Raw genomic sequence first — 23,446 nt, forward strand, 5'->3', positions numbered from 1 at the left:
CAAGAGATTACTTTCCTTGAAAATCAATTTAGAATGTCAATTTTGCACCAATATTATAAGCTCTCATCAAAGGATATTTTCCGTAATCAACACCAGGTGTAAGGTTCGCTCCGTCGTTATAATCAACTTCTGGGTTATAGCCTTTGTACTTTGTGATGGTAAAAGCGTTATCAATTCCTATATAAATTCTTGCATTTGATACCGATTTTTGTTTTCCTAACCATTGTGTTGGTACAGTAAAACCAAGCGTAAGATTAGTACAACGTAAGAAAGAACCATCTTGTAAATAGAAACTTGAAAGACGAGTACTATTACTTTGTGTACCACCACGAGAAGCACGATATACCGAACCATCTCCAGGTTCTGTTTCTGAACGATAACGATTTGCTACTGAAGCATATTGATTACCAGAACCTTCCATGTTATAAACATAGTAATCTTGACCGTCCAATACTTGGTTACCATAAGACCCATTGAAAGATGAGCTTAAATCAAAGTTTTTATAGGTTGCTGATAACGCAAACCCATAAGTAAATTTGGCGTAAGGTGTACCAATAACCGTTTTATCTAAATCGTTTACTACTCCGTCACCATTAACATCTTCAAAATAAATATCCCCTGGCTTTAAAGTATTGCTGGATGCGGTTGAGCGAGCAGGTCCTTTGATTTTATACCCTGCTGGGAAAGACTGCGTAGCCGTATTATACACTAAGTTATCAGCCGCTAAATTATCCATATCCGACTGACGAACCATTCCTTTTACCTTAAAACCATAGAACATACCGATTGGCTGGCCTTGCTGTGTAATATGTGTTAAATACGAACGCTCAGCACCATTAGTAATAATCGTGTTAGCACCACCAAGGTCTAATACCTCATTACGATTAATTGAGATATTACCGCTTAAATTAACTCTTAAATCACTTTTCTGTATGATACGTGTGTCAATCTGCAAGTCTAACCCTTTATTCTGTACTTTGGAGTTTCTTAGATTTGTTAACATCGTTGCAGCACCAGAAATAGCAGAAACGGGCTGATTAAACAATAAATCGGATGACTGACTGATATAATAGTTAGCCATTACAAAAATACGATTATTGAATAAACCGATGTCTGTACCAAAGTTGAACTGAGAAGTAGATTCCCATCCTAAGCGTTGGTCACGAATGGTATTTGCATAAACAGCAGACTGAATTGTTCCATTGCCAAAAACGACTCCTGTGGGGCTAGACATCGTTTGTAAATAGTTATAATTACCAATATTATTATTACCACTTAACCCCCAGCTTGCTCGTACTTTTATTGATGTTTGTTCTCCGAATCTATCCGCATAGAAAGGTTCTTGAGAAAGATTCCAGCTAGCAGAAACAGAAGGGAAATTACCCCAACGATTCAAAGGACCAAAACGAGAAGAAGCATCACGTCTAAAAGATGCCGTTAAGAAATATCTATCTTTATAATTATAAGCCACACGTGCTAAATATGAAAGTAAAGTAGCTGTCGATTTACCCGTGTTACTATTTAAGGTAAACAAAGTAGCATCAGCTCCTTTTCCAGTAATTTCCTCAATTCTATCGTTTTGGAAACCTTTAGCAGTTACGCTAATCACATCAATATCAAGCTCTTGGGCAGTATAACCAGCCAAAGCATTAATAGTATGATTTCCGAATTTACCATTATAATTCAAAGTAAACTCTGCCAATTTATCCATTTCAGATCTAGTCTGAGCAACTGCATTAGCAGCAGCAATAGATTGTGCAGAACCTGGAGGATTAGCACCATTACTCAAAGAGGTCGGCAAATAGAATTCATATTTTTCATTATATGTCTGTAAGCCTACATTTACTTTAGCAAATAAGCTTGGTACAATTTCATACGTAGCATTTCCACTAAAAGTACCACGAACACCTTTACGAGAAATATGGGTTTCGGTTGCCAATGCTACAGGGTTTTCTACCGATTGATAAGCATACAATGCAGATTTAGCAGCCGCCTCGTTTTTCTTTAAGCTTCCGTCTTCATTATATGCAGCAAAAAACGGCATATAAATTAAAGCCCCAAGAATTGGCCCTTGGTTGAAACGTCCTTCTTGTACTTCACGGTTTTCATTGGTAGTAACCGCTAAATTCCCAGCCACTCTTAGTTTTTTGCTTACCTGACCGTCAATATTTGCACGGAAATTAATACGTTCCTGCTTGGTACTTTTAATAATACCTGGCTGGTTTAGATAACCACCACTGATAGCATAACGAGTTGAGCTATTTCCGCCTGAAAATGATAAATTATGACGTTGTGCTAGCGATGTCTGATAAAGCTCATTTTGCCAGTCAGTATCAATCTTTGGTTTAATCAATGTCTGAGTACCAAAATTGTAGAATTCCTCAGGAATACTTACCGAAGAAGCATTTCCTACTTTAGCAACTCTGGTAGCGTTATCATCAGAGAACATCGCATCTGACCATACTCTACCAGAATTCACGATTAAATCACGATAAGTATTATTATGACCATCAATTAATAATTGGGCAAATTGTTCAGAGTTTAGCAAATCTACTTTTTTACTTAACTGATTCAGACCATATTGTACATCATACTGAAACTGTCCAGTTCCTTCTTTTCCTCTTTTAGTAGTAATCAACACTACACCGCCTGAGGCTCTTGAACCATAAATCGCAGCTGAAGCAGCATCTTTTAAAATGTCGATTGATTCGATATCGTTTGGATTAATGAATAAATCATTTCCTACAGGATAGCCATCTACCACATAAAGTGGGTCTGAACTCGCATTGATTGACCCTACACCACGAACACGAATTTTAGTACTTACATACGGTGCACCACTTACTTGTGATACCTGTACCCCTGCTACTTTCCCTACTAAAGCCTGACCTACTGTTGGCGTACTAAGGTTTAATTCTTTAGCTTTTACACTTGAAATCGCTCCTGTTACATCACCTTTACGCACTGTTGAATAACCAATGGCTACCACTTCTTGTAACTCTTGTGAATTCTCGGTCAACTTAACATTGATTACAGCCGATTTTCCAACAAGTATTTCTTTTGATTCGTAGCCTACAAAAGAGAATACCAATGTTGTTCCTTCGTTCGCTGTAATTGAATATTTACCATTAGCATCTGTAACTGTTCCTTTTTTTGCCGTTTTATCAAAAACGTTTACGCCTGGCATCGCTTGCCCTATTTCATTCGTCACGGTACCTGTTACAGGCACCGCCATTTGTTTTTGCTGGGTAAAAGCATTTGCTTTTACCGCCCCAATTACTTGAGAACCAGCCATTACAATTAACAGCAGGACTCTTAGCCACATCTGCTTTTGTAGTTGTTTTTGCATTTTTAATTGATTATTAATTGGAAACTAGGATTATATTCTTACCATTTTAAACTTGTTAGATGCACATTTGCTTTGCGAGAAGAAGTAACAGCTATGCCTTTTTGGAGATTTTTAGTCAACGAGAAGCCTTCTAACTCATCCGCTTTATCTACATCTATTACTTTTAATACTACTTCGTGACCACTTTCTAAAGATTTTTCAAAATCCAAGAAAGTAAATCGCCAGCGACGACCTTCTATTTGATTTTGAATTAATACTAACACCTTTTTTTCGGGTACCCACAATAGGTTTTGTACAAAAGGGCTACAAGTAAATTTCTTATAAAGGACACCTTCTTCCGAAGTCTTTTTAGCAGTTTTTAGCGCTAACGGATTGTATAAACGTACTTCATTTTTTTTGTTACCATAATCGGCTGTAGCTACAAACCATTTATTTTTGTATTGCACATATTCTGGTCGAGTTCCTTGAATACAAGCATCGTCGTCGATAGTATTTAATAGATTACCATCCAATGTTTTTGTTTTTTGCAAGCCTTCCCAATCCACTAAATAAATCACAGCCTTCCAGAGCGTCCCTTCTGGATTCAGCCGAATGCTATTACCAATAAAAGTGGGCTGGTCTTTGTGAAAAGCAATGCCCGTAGGATGATTGATAACGTCCTTCCCTTCTAAGCTTAATTTTATTTCTTTGCCCGTGTAAGCAAGCGAATCATCTTTCAAGATATATTCACGAATCATCCCTACTTCACGGTCGCCATAAATAAATGTTTTCTCATTTTGTATGCTGATACCTTGTCCAGCACCCAATGAATCTGTAGTAAACTCTTTTTGGAGTGTTAGCTGAATATCTTTAGGCAACGTTTTTTGCGATAAAAAGCAAAAACTCAAAATACCTGAGAGGATGAGTCCACTCATTTCGATGATTGTTCTTTTCCTTTTCATGATGAGATAGTAATTGTGAGTTAGTGAATTGTGAATGTGTGAGTTAGTGATTGAGCGAGTGGGTTTTATAAAGAATATCTTCTTTACATCAACGTAATAATACACAACTCACTCAATCTCACTAACTCACACCTAAATTCTATGGGTCAAGCGGTTCTAAGGGATTAATTTGCAAGGCTTCGATAAGCGGGTAAAATTCGGCTTCCGTTTCTGACAAACGTTTGCCTTTACGATAAGGCACATGATTCAATTCTTTTTCGCAACGTTTATCCAAATTCAATTCTTGGATATACATACTTTGTGATTTTGAAGTAGAGGTAATACAAGCTTTATCGAAAGGAATGCCATAACGGAAAATCAAACGAGCTGTATTACGCATATTGGTGGTAGTGTGGCGTGCATGGGGTTCTACAATCACGGCATTGGCTGGTACATGAAGTTTCTCAACCATAAACTTTCTCATTTCGATGGCCTCATTATAAGGAGTTTTATAAGGATGAACGTTACCCCCCGAAACAACAACTAAGGGTGCTAACCCTTCAAAATAGCGTAAAGCGGCTACTCTACAACGCAACATTCCCTCAGCACTTAAGGCTACCTTTGGCTCGTCGGGACCAGCACCAGGTACTAGAATTACAGCATATTTGTAGGCTTTCCAGTTGATAGTCTTGATACGCTCGAATGCTAATTTGTTTACGGTAGAAGCCATCGGTTCATAATCCGCCACTTGTTCACGTTCATTGATTTCTAAGGCAAGTAAAGCGGACGTTAAAGAAGGCTCGAAAAACAAAGTTACTTTTTTACTTTCTTCTTGAACAGTTGTGTGCAAATCTCCAACTAATTGGGAATAATTTTTATTACTAACCTTAAAACTGATGGAATCAATCGCTGGATAATTTGCTTTTTGTCCTTCTATGTAAACACCAATTGCAAAATTGATTCCATGTGCATCTTGCTCCCACGCCTTAATAAGTTGTTCTTTAGCAGAAAGTTTTTGTGATAAAATATAAGCCCCCGAAGGAATTAAATGATTGAACACCAACTTCCCCAAAGCATTATTATCATTATACAATTCGCCTAAACGACGACTAACTTCCTGAATATCAGCTTCACTTAATTTCATACTTTCGCTTAAGCAAAGGAATTTATTTTGGCATTCCTTAGAAGCCTCACTCAAACCTTTTAGTTTTTGCTGGGTGATTTTCTGTAAAGAAGCATCCTTACTAAGTAATTGTTTTACCTCAGGAAGATTTTGGAAAAGCGTTAAGAGGTAATAATTTTTTGATTGAACAAAGCTTTTTCCATGCATCAACGTATAATTTGCTTTCGCATTTTGGGCTTTTAATGCATGAAAACTACAAAATAATAGTCCACAAAAGACTAAACTGTATATTTTTTTCATCAATTTGATATTTATATAAATAAGTTATTTCTTCCGAAAAAGAGACCCCTTATTCAAGTTTTTGGATAATAGTATTATTAATGAAGTTGTCTTCTGCAAGGCATACTTTTAAAGCGTTGTTCGCTTAACGTCGGAAGGTGTTTTGAAAAATGTCATCTTTCTGGAGCACTTTTATGTTGCAAAAGTACACTGGCTGTTTAACCTGAAAATAATTATAATAATATCTGTTTGTTAATAAAAATATAATTTTTGAATCATTTTATGATTAAATTGCACTAATTAATGTATATGTACAAATCCTTCGTATTCAAGTGATTAGTAATTACTTTTTTTCAAAATATTCAGAAAATTTGCAATGTTAACGGTGCATTTGCTGTTAGTATAAAAACAAAACTCAAGGAAATTATCAATATGACATTCACTTTTCAAGTAATTGCTCTTCTGTTAAACCTTTGTTTAGCAACACCTTCTGCACACAAAGCGAAAACAATCGCAGTAGTAGATGAAATCCAAACCCTGTATATTGATTGCCAACTTAACGGTGTTGTTAGCTACGATGCTTTTAAAGAATCCGTTGAAGGCGTTCATACTTTTCACCCTTCAAAACCCATCGTTACCATTGTAGATTTTTCTCTACCATCCAGTGTGGAACGTTTTTTTGTGATTGACTTAGCAAAAAAGAAATTGCTTTTTTCTTCCTTAGTAGCGCATGGGAAAAAATCAGGTGATAACATTGCTCATTTATTTTCAAATAAAATAGACTCTCATCAAAGTAGTTTGGGCTTTTATTTGGTTGGCAGTAAAATTACGAGTCCAAAACATGGTATGGCATTGTTATTACATGGTTTACAAAAAGGAATTAACGATAATGCTCGCAGAAGAGAAATCATTATTCACGGAGCATCGTATGTAAGTCCTTCATTTGTTCACCAATTTGGTCGTCTAGGACGAAGCTTCGGCTGTCCAGCATTGCCGAACGATTTAATCCCTAAAGTGGTGCCTGTATTGGCAAATGGAAGTTTACTATATATTCATAGTTAACAAGTTTGTACATATTTGTAAATAGTAGATTTTTAACCGCGGTTAGCAATCTACTATTCATCAACCTCTAATCTTATACTCCTATGCAGAAAACTAAAATCACATATTTGTTATTTTTAGTATTGTTTGGTACTTTATTATTCCTAGTTGTAATGGAAGGATGTAATAAAAGGAAAAAGAAAAATAGAGGCGTTCTACCAGATTCAAGCATTTATCAGTCACAGAATTATAATGATTTATTACTAGATTCTGCCTCCATTACGGCTTTCCTCAAAACATTTTCTGTGTCAGATACCATCAAAGAGGAGATTAATGAATTTTATGTACGACGTAATTACCAATTCGCTTGGATTAATAATAACGGTTTGTCGAATTCAGTCTCTACCTTTTATAATCAATTACAGAACTACCAAAAGGATTTTGCGGATAATAGCCTTGATAACAGACAGATGGAAGAGCTTATATTAGCCTTTCAGGCCGATGAGAAAGGATTTCTTGCTCAAAAAAATCAAGTCCAACAATTAGAATTATTACTGACGACAACTTTTTTCAAGTTTGCCGAGAAGGCTTATGGTGGTATTAATAAAAGTCCATACGACCTTGAATGGTTTATCCCTAGGAAAAAGAAAAACTATCAAGTATTGCTTGACTCATTGGTTTCGCTTGCTAAAGGCGAAACTATTCAAGAACCTGTGAATCAATATTATTTACGGTTGAAAGATAAGCTTAAACAATATAGAGTAATTCAAAAAAATGGTGGTTGGAAAAGCGTCGTTACTAGCAAAAAGAAAATAGCGGTGGGCGATAGCGATTCTTGTGTCGTAAATATCAAAGAGCATTTATTTTTGACAGGCGACCTAAGAGCAAATGATAAAACTATGCTGTATACCGATTCACTCGCTTATGCTGTAAAAAGATTTCAGCAAAGAATGGGATTACCGCTAACAGCCAAAGTAGACCTTCCTACTATTAAGGAACTCAACCAAAGTGTCGATGTTAGAATTAGACAAATCATGATTAATATGGAACGCCTAAGATGGGTTCCAGTAGAAATTGAAAGTGATAATTTGTTAATTAATATCCCAGAATTTAAACTTCATGTCATTGAAAAAGGCAAACAAGTTTGGGAGATGAATGTAGTAGTAGGTAAAACAGCTAGTCAAACTAGTATTTTTAAAGGTAATTTATCCCAAATTGTATTAAATCCTTATTGGGGTGTGCCGACTAGCATCGTTCGCAATGAAATCTTGCCTAAGTTAAAACAAAGTACTTCTTATTTATCCCGAAATCATATAGAAGTACTTTCTGGCAATAAGGTAGTTAATCCCAATTCAATTAATTGGCGAAAATATGAAGGAAATGTTCCTTTTAATTTCAGACAACTACCTGGAGATGATAATGCCCTTGGTAAAATAAAGTTTTTATTCCCTAATAATTTTAATATTTATTTGCATGATACTCCTTCTAAAGGATTATTCAATGAACCAAAAAGAGCGTTTAGTCATGGTTGTATTCGTGTATCACAGCCGAATAGATTAGCCCTTTATTTATTAAGAAATGATAAGGCTTGGAATAAAGAGAGAGTAGATAAGATATTGAAAACCGATAAGGAATATGGGATTAAAGTCAGCCCGAGGGTTCCTGTTTATATTGTTTACTTCACTTCGTGGGTAGATAATACTGGACAAATCAATTTTAGAAAAGATTTATATGGCTTAGATGCTAAGCTTTCAAAAGAAATTTTTGGAGATAGTTAGAAAATAAAATCCCTTAAAATATTTTAAGGGATTTTGTTTTTTTATACCTATTCATTCTCAACACTTTTCTTTCGCCAGTAATTAGCTAAAATTGAGCCTGATATATTCATCCACGGACTAAAAACGGCTGCTGGTAAGCCAACAGTTCCGAGTTTGCCCATCCCCCCAGCTAAGCCAGAGGCCATTCCACCATTTTGTAAGCCTACTTCAAAAGCAATTGTCCTAGAAGAATTTTTATCTAAGCCAAACAAACGACTCAGCCAATAGCCAAAGAAATACCCAGAAGCATTATGAATTACTGAACTGATAAAAAGTAGTATTCCTACTTTCATCAAGTTATCTCGCCCTGCTGCCGTAGTTACTGTAGTAAAATAGATAATACCAAACATAGAAATATAAGGCATGATGGTATCAAGCTTTGGAAAATAATTAACCGCTTGATGATACAACACTCCGACTAATATTGCTGCCAATAAGAAACTTAGTACTTCTAAAGACTGAAGAATTTCAGGAGAAAGCTGTGATGATGCTAAAAAATGCCAAAGACCAAATGGTAAAGCAATTAACCAAAGTGAGGCAATTACCACAAGGATATTTACATTTTTCTTTCCTTGAGGTGAAGCTGTTTTCAAGTAATCATGCAATAAAGCCGCACTAATCGGTACAATCACGATTTTGATGATTTCCATCATCATATTGATAAAATGAATTTCTATTAATGTACCCGCTAATAGTTTCATGATTAAGGGTGTCAAAAATGGAGCAGCTAAAGTAGCCATTGCTGTTACTACCACCGATAAAACCAAATTTGCTTTGGCTAAATAAACCATCACATTAGAGGCTAACCCGCTTGAACATGACCCAATTAAAATAATTCCAGCAGCAATTTCTGGTTCAAAATCAAAGACTTTAGTAAGTAACCAACCCATAAAGGGCATAATTGAAAAATGACAAAGTAAACCAATCGCTACACCTTTGCCAGTAGAAGCCAAGCCAGAAAAATCACGAATACTCATCTGAATGCCCATACCGAACATTACAAATTGAATAATGATTAGTATAAGCCATTTGTTTCTTAAATCAATCGTTCCCCAGTGGGTGAAAGCAGCAGGATAAACCATCCCCGCTACTACTGCGACGATAATCCATGCCGTGTACTGGTAGCTTTTTAAAGCAGAAATGCTTCCCATTCCTAGTGTAAAACTCAGCACAGCCACTACAAGGGCTACTTTGCTGATAGCTGAATTTTCTTGTATAAACGTATATACCAAAACCAACAGAGCAATGGCACTGATTCCTAAAAGAAATTGCTGGATATTTTTCATCATCAAAGAATAGTAGCAAGGTGTTGAACAGCAATGATTGGACTCGCCAAGATGGGTACTTTTTTATCTGCTTCATCTAACGTATCTACTACTCTCGCCATAGAAGCCTGCGCCAGCAAAATAACATCTACTTGAGTAACTAACTTTTTCAAGGCTGCCGAAACAATCTCATCGTGCTTTCCTGCATCTCCACTCATCAATGCTTCAAAAGCTCCTTCACATAATATTGAAACTAATTCTATTTCCTTTCCTGCTTTTTGTGCACGACGCACTACTAAATCACTGGTTGGGCCTAATGTAGTTGGTAAGGTAGCTATTACGCCTATTTTCTTTCCAGTTTGAACCGCCAAATCAGCCATTGGTTGGTCAACTCTCAATACTGGAATACCCGTCAAGGCAGCAGAAGCTTCAACTGCCGAGCCAATGGAAGAACAAGTAACCATGATAAAATCTGCCCCTGATGCTTCAGCCGACCCTACATAGTCAACCACTCTCCTAGCAACATCTGGTCTGAGTTCTCCATGCTTAATCACATTTTTAATTAAACTATCATCTACAATATTAAATACCTGAACTCCTGGCAAGTATTCATTACAAAGTTGTTGGAAAATAGGCACCAATGTTGCCGAAGTATGAATAAGACTTAATGTTTTTGCTTGCATTTTTATATTGTTTTCTAAATTAGCTATTCATTATAATTTACCTTCTAATAAAATACCGAAGTATCGTTCATCACCTACCTGCCCTCCTTTGAAGTTGACTTCTATGTTATTAATCAAAGGGTTTGTAGAACGAGCTTTGCACAATGGTGCCCCAGCTACTAAAGGTGCTATCATTTCTACCGCTTCTATTTCCATGGCCCTTGCTGCATAGCTAGAAGTATCTCCCCCAGCAATTACTACCCTCCTGACATTAGTGGATTCCACCACCTTTTTAGCGATTAAACCTAAGGCTTTACCTAATTTTTCTGAAGATAACGTTGTCGAAACATTCTCTCTGCTTCCATTAGTATGAACAATTAGATGTTGTCCCTTTTTAGCAATATTTATTGCACTTTGTATATATTCATCAATAATCAACGTATTTAATTCAGACTCACAAATGGCTTGTGCATCAATTACCATCTCTTTAAACCCATGTTCTAAAGCCCAAGAAATTTGTCTGGATGTAACAGGCGAACAACTTCCTGCAATTACTAATAATGGGACCGCTTTTTCTAATGTCTGCCATGAAGTGACAGCGTGCAATATTTGAGTTTTATTCCAATACTTACCCAAAGCCATTTCTACACCAGAAGAACCTACTGAAAATAACAGCTGTTCTTTATCGCCTAATTCATCTATTAGCCGACCAATATTCAAAAATTGGTCTTCATACATGGCATCAATCAATACTACCTCGGCTTCTTCATCTATCAGTTTTGCTAAACTTGCTGATAGTTCTTGAAAAGGTTTAGCTACTTGAAGAATATCCAATAATCCTATTTTTTTGTCTGTCTGCTTAGCTAAATGTAACCTCAAATCGCTTTCGTCCGCAGGCGTTACAGGGTGTTTAATCATAGCAGGGTGGCGGTCGAGCCTATAAATTTGCCCTGTACTACCTATTCCCATTCTAGCAAATAAATTCCCAAAAGCACAGTATCGTCCTAACGATGGTGCCGCTACCAATAACGGAACACACGTATTTTGAAAAACAGAGATACCTACGTCAATGGCTTTTCCAATGCTTCCAGTTTCAGGAGAAGAATCAAACGTTGAGCAAACTTTATAATGTACATGCTTTACGCCTAATTGCTTTAAGGCAGAAAACGTCGGCAAAAGAGTTGTTTCCATTTGACTAGGCGACATAGAGCGAGACAAACCCGCCACGCCGATAGCATTCAAATCAGTATAAGCAGCCAATTGAGTAGCCGTTGGTGCATCAATAAATAGTGCGGTTTTTGCTCCTGCCTTACTCAAAAATTCTAGTGCATCAGTCGAGCCCGTAAAGTCATCGCCATAATATGCTAAAAGTAAATTATGATTGACCATCTTATTTTGTACCAAATTTTTCTACAGATTTAGCAAATTCGGGATATATTTTAGCGGCATCTTCAATCCCTAAACCATCCACTGCGGCTTGCCAAGCTTGTTGTAGTGCTGTTACGCCAGCAGCTGGCCCCATGGGATGTGCTAAAATACCCCCGCCCGCCATGTACAGCAAATCGGTAGTTTGTGTACGACGATAAGTTTCTGGTGCTTGTCCGCCCCATTGTCCAGACGAGACTACGGGCAAAATAGAATAACCACCCAACAAAGGCTTTAAGCAAGCTTTTATCGATTGAACCACAGAGTCATCGCTCTCCCAAAATTTATTCTGTATCCCATTTACATGCAGTTGGTCAACGCCAGCCAAACGCCAAAGCTTTTGATAGGCAGTAAAGTCTATTCCTAATAATGGATGTCTGGTAAGCATTCCCCAACCATTTCTATGTCCATGAATTGCCAAAGCACCTTGGTCGCATATCTTTTTTGTTCCTGCTATCCCAACGCTGTTGATGCTAATCATCGCACAGGTTCCTCCTGCATTGACTACCTTTTCATAGCGTTCCAACATTTCATCTATTTCTCCACTAATATTGAAAGCATACATGATTTTCTTACCCGTTTTATCAACGTGCTTGTTGATTACTTTCATTACTTCGTCAACTCGTTCATTAAAAGGAGAATTGGCCGTTGAAGAAAGCAATTCATCATCTTTGATAAAATCAATGCCTGCATTGGCGAGGGTTTCTACTAAAGTTGCCGTTTGCTGAGGTGTCAAGCCAACACTAGGTTTAATGATGGTTCCAATTAATGGACGATTTTGAACCCCAGTCAATTTTCTACAGCCTTCTATGCCAAATTTAGGTCCTGAAAAATGATTAGCATAACTCGCTGGAATATCAATATCCATTAATTTTAGTCCTGTAAATTGGCGAATTTCGTATAAATTACCTTGTAGTGTGGAAATCAATACAGGAAGGTTATACCCAAAATTCTCTATTGACCAAGAAATCTTCACGATGGCTCGATGGTATTGATGATTGCTACTTTCAGCCCCAGGAATAGCAGGTGTTGAAACCGTTTCTAAAAATTCAACAGATTCTACCCTTGCCGCAAATCTTTGTTTTAATTCTTCGGTTTCACCCGGTACTGCTGTAAAAGTGCCAGACGATTGTTCTCCTGCTAACACCGTTGCAGCGGCCTCTGGTGCAAAGGGTGTTTCTATAAAATATGTTGCCGTTATTCTTTCCATAATAATTTTATCTACTTATTGGAATCCATACTTCCATTTCAGAATGCCCACGATTGCTCCAAGCATAATAGGGAATTAAGCGTACCTTGGTTGAAACAGGAGCTTGTTCAGAAACCTCTCTATATAGTTTATTAGTCCACGTATCTGAACCATCAATAATTTTAGCTTCGCCTTCTAATGCGGTGATTGGGCTATTTTCTATCATCATTGAGGTTGTTTTCCATTTGCTTTTTGGAGAAATAGCAAGAGTATTTAATTTTAATTGGCTGTTATCAACTGACTCTAAGCAATATACAATTGGTCCTCTTTTTACTGCCACTTGGTTTCTAATTTCTTCTGCCAAGGGGTTAGCCTCAATTAATTTTACCGTCATTGGTAAAACAATTTCTATCTTATCAGCAAATGCCCATTTTCTATTCACTTCCACATAACTTCCAGTGGCTATCTTTCCAGTAAAAAGTTTACCATTGATTTTAATGCTAGCCCCTTTGCTCCATTCTGGGATTCTTACAAAAATTGAAAAAGCATTTTTGGGTACTTCCTTCAATGCTATGCTAATATTTCCATCCCAAGGATAATTGGTCTCTTGGGTAAGGCTAATTTTTGAACCATCTTTCAAAGAGGTAGAAAGAGTATTAGCACCATACAAATTCAGCCATAATCCTTTTTCAGAGATACTGTAAGCATAATTATTTATTTGGGCGATGGTTCTTACTGTATTTGGTGGACAGCAGTTTGACTTGCTGATATACTTTTGTCGACCACCCATCCAACGCAATTGGTAAGGATAAGCATCAGAGGCACTCAAAGGATTGGTATAAAAAAACTTATCGCCATCTAAACTAATACCCGACAAAATACTATTATACAAAGCCAATTCCATTACATCTGCATACTTGGCATCGCTCGTGATTTGAAGCATTCGCCAGTTCCATAATAGGTTTCCGATATTAGCACAGGTTTCATTATGTGCTGAATGGTTGGGTAATTGATACGATTTGCCATAAGATTGGTGTACTTTCTGCACTGTATCAGGCTTATAAGATGTCCCCTCTGGTGAAACACCGTCGTACAAAGCGCCACAGCCTCCCGTAATGTACATTTTATGATTAATGACATCATCCCACATCAAATCTAACGTTGATAGTAACGTGCTATCTCCTGTTTCTGCAAAAATATCTGCCGCTCCTGCAAACAAATAATTCGCTCTTACGGCATGACCAACTACTTTTTTCATTTGTCTGAACGGTACTCTATCTGAATTGTCGTCAGTGCCTTCTGAAAGTCCCCGAATATTGATGAGCTTTTTAGCTAACGTTAAATATTTTTCATCCCCAGTAGTTCTGTACATTTCAATAATCCCCATGTAATGCGAAGGACAAATGGCATTTCTTGCTTGCTCAGGACTTGCATTATTATAAAAACCAATCAGGAAGTCAGTTGCTTTTTTGGCTATATTTAATAGTGTTGTTTTGCCTGTTACCCTGTAATGTACACAACCAGCCGTCATTAAATGTCCAAAATTGTAAGCTTCAAAACTCAGCTTGTCATCAAACATCTTTTGTTCACCTGTTTTCTTTTGTTGAATAATTGCCTTGGTGTAAATATATCCATCGGGCATTTGGGCTTTACCAATCACCTCAATGGCATGGTCCATCAGCTCATCCAATTTCTTATCTTTCGTGGTGGCATACATACTGGCTACTGCTTCAAGTGTTTTATAAAAATCACCGTCATGAAACGATGGTCCTTTAAAAACGCCATTCTCTAACCCTGCCGCTATTTCAAAGTTTTTGAAAGAATGACTTAGGGTAGCATCTGTATAATTTTTCCATAAAGTTGGCACCATTTCCGAGCGACAAACGGCAAAACGGTCTGCCCAAAAACCAGAAGTCCATGTTACATCGCCAAAATCAATGCTTTGTAATTTAGCATTCGGACTTTTAGAGGTATTCACCAAGCCTTTATTTTGTGCTTGCAAATGATAGAAAGAAATCATCACTATAAGTAATGTTCCCACTTTCTTGATTTTTCTCTTCATATTTCTTTAATCATTGAAAATTTCTCAACTAAAACCTAAGTTCTTTTGCTTTTAATCCTACCGATTCTTTTACAGCATTAAACGGCATCATGAAAAACGTATATTGATACGGTTTTGCTTTTATTTGATACTGCTCTAAAGGTGCTGCAACATCACTCCAACTATCATTTCCTCCAACGCCCATTTGTACTAAATCAATGTTCAGGTTAATAAAACCAGCATCATTTAAATTAAAAGTGTGTTTGGCAGTTTCGATATTTTGGTCAGTATAAGGCCTAGCACTCATGCTCAACAAGCTATCTGCTACTACCAATAATCCTTCTTGTTTTTTGTTAGACAGATACATCCAGCGAACATCTGTTCTATTGCCGTTCTCTTGTGGAACGGCATAAGGCTCCATAAAATCTTGAATATTTTGCTGATAAATCCCTACATCAAATCCATAACGACGGTCAACATAGTTTTCTAATGCTCCTCTGCCATACCACGTTATGTTGTCAAAAGTGCTTTCAATACCACACTGCATCCCAATCTTAGGAATGTTGGGTAACGCAGAAGATGCTTTAAAGTCATAGTTTACTTTGACGATGCCATCGCCATTAATCGTATAATTTACTTGGACAGAGGCACTATCATTTACTAAGGTATAGTAGCTAGTAATTATGACAGCGTTTTTAGAACTCATCTTCACAGTACAGCTTTTTGTTTTTAACGCAACATTATACCATTGTTTTAACTTGCGTTGAGCCTTCCACCCACGACGGTCGTTATCAGTCAGTGGACGACTAAATTTTGGCAATAATGGATTAAAAATCTGTTCTTTACCTTTGAATAGATAAGATGCTAAAGCGCCATTTTTCTTATCTATTTTGATTTGAAAACTTTTTCCACTTAATAAAAAAGCATTATCTGTTTCTTGCAAATCAACAGCAGTGATAGTTTTCTTCTCTGATTGATGTGCAATTAATTCAGTTAAGGCAAATTGGTTAGAAGCTACTTCAAAACCTTTGTCTGCCCATGCTTCTTTTTTACTTAAAGTAAAATGCAATGTTGCAAAGTATTCTGTGTTTGCCTTGAATTTAGGTAAATACGGTAGGAGATTAACCAGTGTATCACTTCCTGCTAAAACATTCATTTTAGGTAATTCCTTCGTAAAAAGCACTTTGCCATCTTCTATTACTGACAACAAAACTGTATAGTCACCCAAAGATTTAGAAGCATGACGGTTTGTTATTTTTACAATTCCTTTTTCCGCATTTTCTAATACCGATTCCACGCCTTGGAATACTCTTTTACATTCATACATCGCGGCTTTAGGTCTGCCGTCAGAAGCAACAACTCCCTTAATAGTAAAATTATCGAAGTATTTTTCCCCAAAGTCCCCACCATACGCGTAAAACTCCTTACCAGAGGCTGAGTCTTTTTTCAATAATCCTTGGTCTTTAAATTCCCAAATACACCCTCCTATCACTCTTTTCATTTTACGGAATAAGTCCCAGAACTCCTTTAAATTTCCTGCACTGTTTCCCATAGCATGTGCATATTCGCAAAAGAAAATAGGTCTGGTATCACCATTGGGTTGATTTGCCAATAATTCAGGCGTGTACATGGCTGGGTACATTCTACTAACAATATCTACATAGTATTGGTCCAGTGGATTCTGGAGACGATGCGAATGGTCATTAGGTTTTAAATATTTCGGGTCTTTATTATCCATATACCCTTCCATATTGGGACTTCCCATGGCTGGCTCGTAATGCACAGGGCGAGTAATGTCAAAATCGTGTATCCAAGCAGCCATCGCAGCATGATTTGGTCCGCGACCAGCTTCATTCCCCAAGCTCCAAAATATAATAGAAGGGTGATTTTTATCTCTTAAAGCCATCCTACTACTTCGTTCTAAATAAGCCCCTGTCCAAGCAGCATCATTGCTTAGTTTTGAGCCTAGCCCGTGTGTTTCCAGATTGGCTTCATCGATAACCATAATACCATATTCATCACACAAATCGTACAAATACGGGTCGCTTGGATAATGACTTGCACGGATACAGTTAAAATTGAAGCGTTTGATAGTAAGAATATCCTGTAGAATATCTTCTCTGGATAATGCCTTACCTTTTGTAGCATGATGGTCTGGACGATTAACGCCATACAAATACGTTACTTTTCCATTTATTAACAATTTGCTATTTTCTTTTGAAAATTCAATTGAACGAAAGCCTAGTTTACAGCTTTTAGCTTCTAGCACCCGTCCCAGACTATCTTCTAAAGAAAGCACTAACGTATATAGATTAGGGATTTCGTCACTCCATTTTTCAGGGTTTTTAACTTTGCTTTCTAACACGCCAAATTTAGCATTATCTAATCGTGGATAGATTTCGTTGATAATAGATTCAACACTTTTTTCGAGAGGCTTCTCAAAAACAGGTAAATTATTTTTATCATATAATTGCGCTTTCAATTGATACCCCACAACCTCTTTTCCTGTTAGGTTTTCTATTTTTGGTCGGATACTTAACAAGGCATCTTTATAATCTTTATCTAATTTAGTTTGATAAAAAAAATCAGCTATTCTTACTTTAGGCTCTGCATGAAGATATACTTCACGATGAATACCACTCAAACGCCATTGGTCTTGGTCTTCCAAAAAAGACCCATCGCTCCAACGAATTACCCACACAGATAAAACGTTTTCTCCTTCTTGTAAATAAGGCGTAATATTGAACTCAGAAGAAAGAAAACTATCCTCAGCATACCCAACAAATTTGCCATTTAACCACACTTTATAAGCCGAACTTACACCTCCGAAATGTAGGGTGACATTACTTTCTTTCCAATTAGCAGGGATTGAAAAAGTACGCTGATAACAGCCTACACCATTATAATCTTTAGGAACGAAAGGCGGATTTACAGGCCTAAAAGGATATACCGCACTTTTATAAATAGGTTTATCATACCCTTGCATTTCCCAATTTGAAGGCACAGGGATTGTTTTCCAACCGCTTACCCTACTTTTATAAAAATCTTTCGGAGCATCTGCAGGTTTTAAGGTAAAGCTAAAATCCCAGTTACCATTTAAAGTCAAATAGCGATTGCTCTTTTCTCGATTGCCCGAGATAGCACTATGAATATTATCAAAAGAATAGGCTGTTGCTCTGGATGCATCCCTATTAATCCCACTGACGGTTGGGTCTTCATAAGGCTCAGTTTGGTAAACCGTTGGAGCATTTGGCACAGCAGCTGGTGTTTTATCGACCAATTGTGCGAAGCTTGCAACATGTATGAAACAGCCTAAGAAAAATAAATATTTTAACATCTTCATTTGATAAATACTAATAAACAATTGATAATGAATAAGAAGCTGTTTAAACTTTCCGTTTCTGAGGTGAAAGTATTGTATTTTTGAATTGATTTTTTCAAAATTTGCGAAGCATAGCACCGCTACGTTGAGTAAATTTTGGAACAAGCTATTCTAAAAGACTTAGTTTAACCTGAAAGGGAAAGTTTAAACAGCTTCTAAGATAAAAGCAAACTAGATTTCAGTAAGGTATTCATCTTTAAATGAAAAACCCCAACCAGCACGATCATGTGGTTTTGCCATACCATTCTTTATTTCCAAAGGATAATCTATCAACGGGTCAATCCAGTCGAATGATTCTGCCCCTACTCCGTTTGAAATGGTACAAAGCAATGGAATATCATAGTCTTTGTAATAATGTGGTAAAACAGGAATATTATAACTACCTGCTAATGCTGCACTATTTCGCCAAGCTTCTACCCCACCCAATCGTAAAATATCTGGTTGCCAAATATCAATGGCATTTCTTTGCAATAATTCCCGAAGTGGTAAGGTCGAGTATTCTCTTTCGCCCATTGCCAAAGAAATACCTGCTTGTGTTCTTAATAATTTATACCCTTCAAAATCTGTATGGTCGATTGGCTCTTCAAACCACTGAATATTCAGTTCTCTGGCTGCTCTCGCCAAGGCTAAAGCATTAGGCACTGTCATCCCTTGGTTAGCATCCATCATGATATTAATATCATTTCCAACAGCTTCTCGAACCAATTTCAAGCGTTCTAAATCTTCTTTCCACTCTGGTTTGCCTACTTTTATCTTTACTGCCTTGAAACCACGGCTTTTATAATTGCTAACCTCGTCAATTAATTCATCTGTAGAATACGAAATCCAACCACCACTGCCATAAATAGGCACTTCCCTTCTTGATGAACCCAATACTTTCCAGATAGGTTGGTTTAATATTTTACACCAAGCATCCCACATGGCAATATTAAAAGCTGCTTGTGCCCAACGATTTATACCTTCCATTCCAAAGTATTCGTTGGCATGGTTTAGCTTTTCGAAAACTTTTACGGTATCAAAGACCTGCTCGCCAATCAACATTTCACCGACGTCTTTTAAGGCTCCTGCAATGGCTCTAGGACTGTATTGAAAACTCAATAAATAGGATTCCCCAATGATACCGTTTTGCGTTTCGATTCTTAATACTAAAAAGGAGATTTCAGTCAACGTGTGCGTAGCATCAGAGATAGGTTTTGCTAATGTAGCTTTTGCAGTAAAAACTGAATATTTTTGGATTGAATACATATTAAAAGCGATTGTATAAAAAATCAAAATTAATAGTAATATACCTGTATTATATATAATATTTTCACAAGATATTGTAGGATGTTTGCATGAATGTAAATGCCATTTTTCAGCATTAAGTAGATATACAAATGTTTGAGATATATTAATCCCATCTTACTATTAGGGTGCGACTTAAGTCGCACCCTAATAGTAAGATGGGATTAATCGTTTTTATGGTTGACTCTCTAAGAGCTTCACTGGTCCTAATAAACCTGATTCATACAAGGGCTTTCCTTCTAAATATTTCATAGGCGCAGTAGTTTTAGTAGTTCTTTTATCTTCAGACAAAAGCATATCACCCATTAACCTATTCGCCCACGTATTAGTTACTTCTATTGTTAATTCATTGTTGCCGACTTTCAATGCTTTACTAATATCTACTCGATAAGGGGCTGTCCAGACAATCCCACAAGAGACACCATTTACTTTTATTTCGGCGAGGTTAGCAACCTTTCCTAAATCTAGCCAAATTTGTTGACTCTTAGTGGGTAGATTATTAACTTGAAAACGCTGATGATAAGTTGCTGTGCCGGCATAATAGCGAATCAAAGAATCAATATTCAAAGACCAGTCACTTAATGATTCAAATGTTTTAGAGACTGTTTGATTTGTTTTTGTACTGCTAAAATTGACATTCCAAGACTTGTCTAAAGTCTGAATAGGCTTGAATTCTTGCCAATTTTTAACTTTGTTAGGTCTTGTTATAGCTTTATCAGCTTTTGAAATGTTGACAAAGTTGTCTTTAAAAATTACAAAAACTGAGGCATTTGCATCCAATTTTAACTTCAAATTCGTTCTACCATTTACAGTTTCCCAAGCATTAGGCGAAAAAGTTTTATCATTCACAGCATCGTACAATTGAATATTTTTCCCTTTTGCTCTTAAAGAAAAATCTAATACTCTTTCCTTATTTTCCTGATTAGCAAGAAAGTACAATTCCAAATCCATTGCTTTTCTATGCGTATAAGCAATGCCTTTGGCATAATCGCCACGTTCATCTTTTACGATTACATCCTGTTCTATTCCAATTTTTACTAAAGTACTAGCCTCATAAGGACTTTTTACAACTTTTCCTTTTCCAATCGTTTTATAGAAAATTTTGTTGTCTCCATCTATCATTACTTCAAAATCTCCCTCCCAACATTGTTTTGCAAATATTGATACAGCATCATTATTTTTTGTTCCGAGTTCAACTATTGGTTTGTCACCAATAATCAATGTAGCTCCTTCCTTTACTAATGCTAATAATTTTTGAGCCGTTTGAGCAGACATTCCATTGGCATTGGGTGTCATTTGGTGTTTTTTTGGTAACACTAATACACTATAGCTAGTACCATCGCCAAAGATTATTTTCCCATTGTTCACTTTAGCGGTATTTAAAAGAGCATCTTGACTAAAAGAATCATAGGCATATCCCTTTAACGCATTCACCCAGTTTTCGGGGTCAGCCATATTAGCCGAATGTGTAACACTTGTAGGAATTTGTCTTAAAGGTTGTACTTCATTGGCTAGTCTTTTGGCTTCGGCATCAACGACTTCTTTGCCAAATAATCCGCTTAATGTTGGTACTAATCTATCTGGCAAAACCGAACGTCTTGGAATATCATCTCCTACAAAAACGGCTAAATCAGCAACTGGAGAGCCTATTTGTAATAATTCCTGACAACGTTGTGCATATTCAACCCACGCTTTACCTGTTTTCCACCAAGTTTGGTCTCTCTGAAAATACAAACCAACACCATCCAAAGTCATACCGGGTTTTCTATCCATCCAAGGATTGTGTATGAAAACATGGTACACTAATTTATTGATTCCCAAAGCATAGTTACGGTCTTGCAGGGTTTTTAACATCGCAGGATGTTCGTTCCATGTCATCCTTAAAGTAGTGAATGCTTCCGCTTGAATGACTGGCTTACCATAAATATGTCCTGCCGAAATGGCATCAAGCATATCGTTTGGTTTATCATGAGTAGGGCTATTCAACCAAAATTCCCCCATTGGAACATCTACTAATTTATAGTGTGCTAATCCGTCGCTAGTCATGGTTGGAGCTACACTTTCAGCAGTGAACTTCAACCCATTTGCTTTGGTTAATTCGGCTAGTGTTTTATAAAATTTATCAACCACCAATTCCGCAACTGTCTGACGATAATCGTACAAAAACTGTTCTGAAAATTGATTATTTTCTACTGGTAGTCCTGTAACGATGGGCAAATACGGCAATATATCATACCCTCTTCTTTGTTGAAATTCTTCTCTGAAAACGGATGACCAATTCTGACTTCCACATTCCCAACTATCTACATGAAAAACTTTCAAAGCTTTTTTACTCAGTTCTGGTCCAAGCTGACGTTGCGCTTCACCAAACCAATTATCAAACTGTAATTTGATAGCGATGGGGTTAAATTTATCACATTCTAACCCCTTGCCTGCTCCGCCTGTAGCATTGGTATGTCCTGTCGAAGTATGACCAATACGCAGAATCGTCCAAGATCCAACAGGAGCATCCCAAACTAATCTTCCGTCTGGGGTAAGTTTATCAGTAATATTAATGATTTTATTGAATGGAACACACAGGTTATCAGGTAGTTGCTCTGAAGAACTTTGCTTACTTATTCTCCACACTTCTCCTGTTTTACCTTCAAACTGATGAATACTTGGTTCAGATGATAGTTCAATACCGACAGTTTTAAAACTTGGTTTCCACTTTGCTGCATCTAAATCTTCTGAGCCTGGTTCACTACCTGTTTTATCATATACAAAACGGAAGTATTTAGCCCTTGTTGGCACGATTGAATGAGTAATATTAGCATCTGTATCTTGCCAGCCATGTCTGGGAGATTCTAGTCTTCCAATTGACCTAAAACTCTTTCCATCATCACTCACTTCAATCAATAAACGTTGAGCTTGATAATTGTTCCCTCCTGTTTTTACAACGATTGTCCTACAAGTAAAAGGATTTTCAAAAGCATACTGAATCCAGCATGGCTCATCGCTCTTAAAACTTTCTTTGTTGCCTTCTTTTACTAAAAATTGAGGATTGATGTCAGCTTTACTTGAAGTAACAACAGGGACAATATTTTTAGTAGATTGTTCTGCTCCTGTTAAAGAAGGAAAAGCGTAGATTGCTATGTCTTTATAATAATGCTCGTTGCTAGTAGGCTGTGGCAACTGTATGTCTATACGTTGACTACCTTTTATATACAATTTTGAAGAAACTACTTTTTGCATAGAAAGTTCGGGTGTAATCCACGGTCCACCTGCCAAAGCAAACCCATCACTAACATGCATTCCCATTTCTAAGTTCAATCGAGCGGCCTCATTCATAGAATGTTTTACCATGTCCCACCAAAGCGGCGTTAACTGTTCGGCTACTGGGGTAAAAATTGGAGGATTAGTCGCACCTTTTATAGGCATTAAATAGGCTCCTCCTATTCCTGCTTCTTTCATCGCTTCCAAATCTGCGGTAATACCTTCTTTAGAAACACTTGCCTGCATCCAATACCAAAATACCCACGGCTTAGCAGCTTTAATGCTTTGTTGATTTTGAGGAATAATAGTAGCCAATCCTCCTTTAGATTGTCCCCAACCATAATTTGCACTGCAATAAAAAAGCATGCTTATCAATAAAAGTCTACTGCTTTTATTGATAAGTATATTTCTTTT

At 36.9% G+C, this 23,446-nt stretch carries 13 protein-coding genes; 2 read left to right on the top strand and 11 right to left on the bottom strand.

Annotation, left to right across the window (positions count from 1 at the left end):
- Positions 1–28 precede the first annotated feature (28 nt).
- From J2Y60_RS09875 to J2Y60_RS09885, 3 genes are all read right to left on the bottom strand, one after another.
- Positions 29–3,349, bottom strand: coding sequence for a TonB-dependent receptor (locus J2Y60_RS09875; RefSeq protein WP_309917058.1), 3,321 nt, complete (start codon positions 3,347–3,349; stop codon positions 29–31).
- Positions 3,350–3,387: 38 nt separating this feature from the next.
- A complete protein-coding gene (locus tag J2Y60_RS09880; protein WP_309917061.1) occupies positions 3,388–4,290 on the bottom strand; it encodes a hypothetical protein in 903 nt (300 codons plus the stop codon).
- A 139-nt stretch (positions 4,291–4,429) separates the two neighbouring features.
- Entirely contained in the window at positions 4,430–5,692 is a 1,263-nt protein-coding gene (locus J2Y60_RS09885; RefSeq protein WP_309917064.1) for a YdcF family protein, read from the bottom strand.
- Between the two features lie 411 nt (positions 5,693–6,103).
- On the opposite strand from J2Y60_RS09885, the gene J2Y60_RS09890 reads away from it, so the two are divergent.
- Both J2Y60_RS09890 and J2Y60_RS09895 read left to right on the top strand, forming a co-directional pair.
- Positions 6,104–6,733: a murein L,D-transpeptidase catalytic domain family protein gene (locus J2Y60_RS09890; RefSeq protein WP_309917067.1), complete on the top strand. Its 630-nt coding sequence runs from the start codon at positions 6,104–6,106 to the stop codon at positions 6,731–6,733.
- Between the two features lie 83 nt (positions 6,734–6,816).
- A complete protein-coding gene (locus J2Y60_RS09895) occupies positions 6,817–8,490 on the top strand; it encodes a L,D-transpeptidase family protein (protein WP_309917070.1) in 1,674 nt (557 codons plus the stop codon).
- Positions 8,491–8,537: 47 nt separating this feature from the next.
- Here J2Y60_RS09895 and J2Y60_RS09900 read toward each other — a convergent pair whose 3' ends face one another.
- The 8 genes from J2Y60_RS09900 to J2Y60_RS09935 all read right to left on the bottom strand — a co-directional run bounded on the left by J2Y60_RS09900 (position 8,538) and on the right by J2Y60_RS09935 (position 23,398).
- Positions 8,538–9,818 (bottom strand): bile acid:sodium symporter family protein, encoded by a 1,281-nt coding sequence (locus J2Y60_RS09900; protein WP_309917073.1) that lies wholly within the window; start codon positions 9,816–9,818, stop codon positions 8,538–8,540.
- Positions 9,818–10,477, bottom strand: coding sequence for an aspartate/glutamate racemase family protein (locus tag J2Y60_RS09905; RefSeq protein WP_309917074.1), 660 nt, complete (start codon positions 10,475–10,477; stop codon positions 9,818–9,820). Before J2Y60_RS09905 ends, J2Y60_RS09900 begins: the two co-directional genes overlap by 1 nt.
- A gap of 30 nt (positions 10,478–10,507) precedes the next feature.
- Positions 10,508–11,845, bottom strand: a complete 1,338-nt coding sequence (locus J2Y60_RS09910) for a four-carbon acid sugar kinase family protein (RefSeq protein ID WP_309917076.1) — start codon at positions 11,843–11,845, stop codon at positions 10,508–10,510.
- 1 nt (position 11,846) lies between these two features.
- Positions 11,847–13,091: a ribulose-bisphosphate carboxylase large subunit family protein gene (locus tag J2Y60_RS09915; RefSeq protein ID WP_309917079.1), complete on the bottom strand. Its 1,245-nt coding sequence runs from the start codon at positions 13,089–13,091 to the stop codon at positions 11,847–11,849.
- A gap of 7 nt (positions 13,092–13,098) precedes the next feature.
- Complete coding sequence (locus tag J2Y60_RS09920; RefSeq protein WP_309917081.1) at positions 13,099–15,132, bottom strand: glycoside hydrolase family 127 protein; 2,034 nt, start codon at positions 15,130–15,132, stop codon at positions 13,099–13,101.
- 28 nt (positions 15,133–15,160) lie between these two features.
- On the bottom strand, positions 15,161–18,448 hold the full coding sequence (locus J2Y60_RS09925) for a glycoside hydrolase family 2 TIM barrel-domain containing protein (RefSeq protein ID WP_309917083.1): 3,288 nt from the start codon (positions 18,446–18,448) through the stop codon (positions 15,161–15,163).
- 216 nt (positions 18,449–18,664) lie between these two features.
- Complete coding sequence (locus J2Y60_RS09930) at positions 18,665–19,738, bottom strand: mandelate racemase/muconate lactonizing enzyme family protein (protein WP_309917085.1); 1,074 nt, start codon at positions 19,736–19,738, stop codon at positions 18,665–18,667.
- Between the two features lie 213 nt (positions 19,739–19,951).
- Positions 19,952–23,398: a glycosyl hydrolase gene (locus J2Y60_RS09935; protein ID WP_309917087.1), complete on the bottom strand. Its 3,447-nt coding sequence runs from the start codon at positions 23,396–23,398 to the stop codon at positions 19,952–19,954.
- Positions 23,399–23,446 lie beyond the last annotated feature (48 nt).

The organism is Arcicella sp. BE140, from assembly GCF_031456255.1.
Taxonomy (GTDB): domain Bacteria; phylum Bacteroidota; class Bacteroidia; order Cytophagales; family Spirosomataceae; genus Arcicella; species Arcicella aquatica.

Coding starts and splice junctions, on each gene's coding strand:
- J2Y60_RS09875 (WP_309917058.1), bottom strand. CDS start 3,349: ATGCAAAAACAACTACAAAAGCAGATGTGGCTAAGAGTCCTGCTGTTA.
- J2Y60_RS09880 (WP_309917061.1), bottom strand. CDS start 4,290: ATGAAAAGGAAAAGAACAATCATCGAAATGAGTGGACTCATCCTCTCA.
- J2Y60_RS09885 (WP_309917064.1), bottom strand. CDS start 5,692: ATGAAAAAAATATACAGTTTAGTCTTTTGTGGACTATTATTTTGTAGT.
- J2Y60_RS09890 (WP_309917067.1), top strand. CDS start 6,104: ATGACATTCACTTTTCAAGTAATTGCTCTTCTGTTAAACCTTTGTTTA.
- J2Y60_RS09895 (WP_309917070.1), top strand. CDS start 6,817: ATGCAGAAAACTAAAATCACATATTTGTTATTTTTAGTATTGTTTGGT.
- J2Y60_RS09900 (WP_309917073.1), bottom strand. CDS start 9,818: ATGATGAAAAATATCCAGCAATTTCTTTTAGGAATCAGTGCCATTGCT.
- J2Y60_RS09905 (WP_309917074.1), bottom strand. CDS start 10,477: ATGCAAGCAAAAACATTAAGTCTTATTCATACTTCGGCAACATTGGTG.
- J2Y60_RS09910 (WP_309917076.1), bottom strand. CDS start 11,845: ATGGTCAATCATAATTTACTTTTAGCATATTATGGCGATGACTTTACG.
- J2Y60_RS09915 (WP_309917079.1), bottom strand. CDS start 13,091: ATGGAAAGAATAACGGCAACATATTTTATAGAAACACCCTTTGCACCA.
- J2Y60_RS09920 (WP_309917081.1), bottom strand. CDS start 15,132: ATGAAGAGAAAAATCAAGAAAGTGGGAACATTACTTATAGTGATGATT.
- J2Y60_RS09925 (WP_309917083.1), bottom strand. CDS start 18,448: ATGTTAAAATATTTATTTTTCTTAGGCTGTTTCATACATGTTGCAAGC.
- J2Y60_RS09930 (WP_309917085.1), bottom strand. CDS start 19,738: ATGTATTCAATCCAAAAATATTCAGTTTTTACTGCAAAAGCTACATTA.
- J2Y60_RS09935 (WP_309917087.1), bottom strand. CDS start 23,398: ATGCTTTTTTATTGCAGTGCAAATTATGGTTGGGGACAATCTAAAGGA.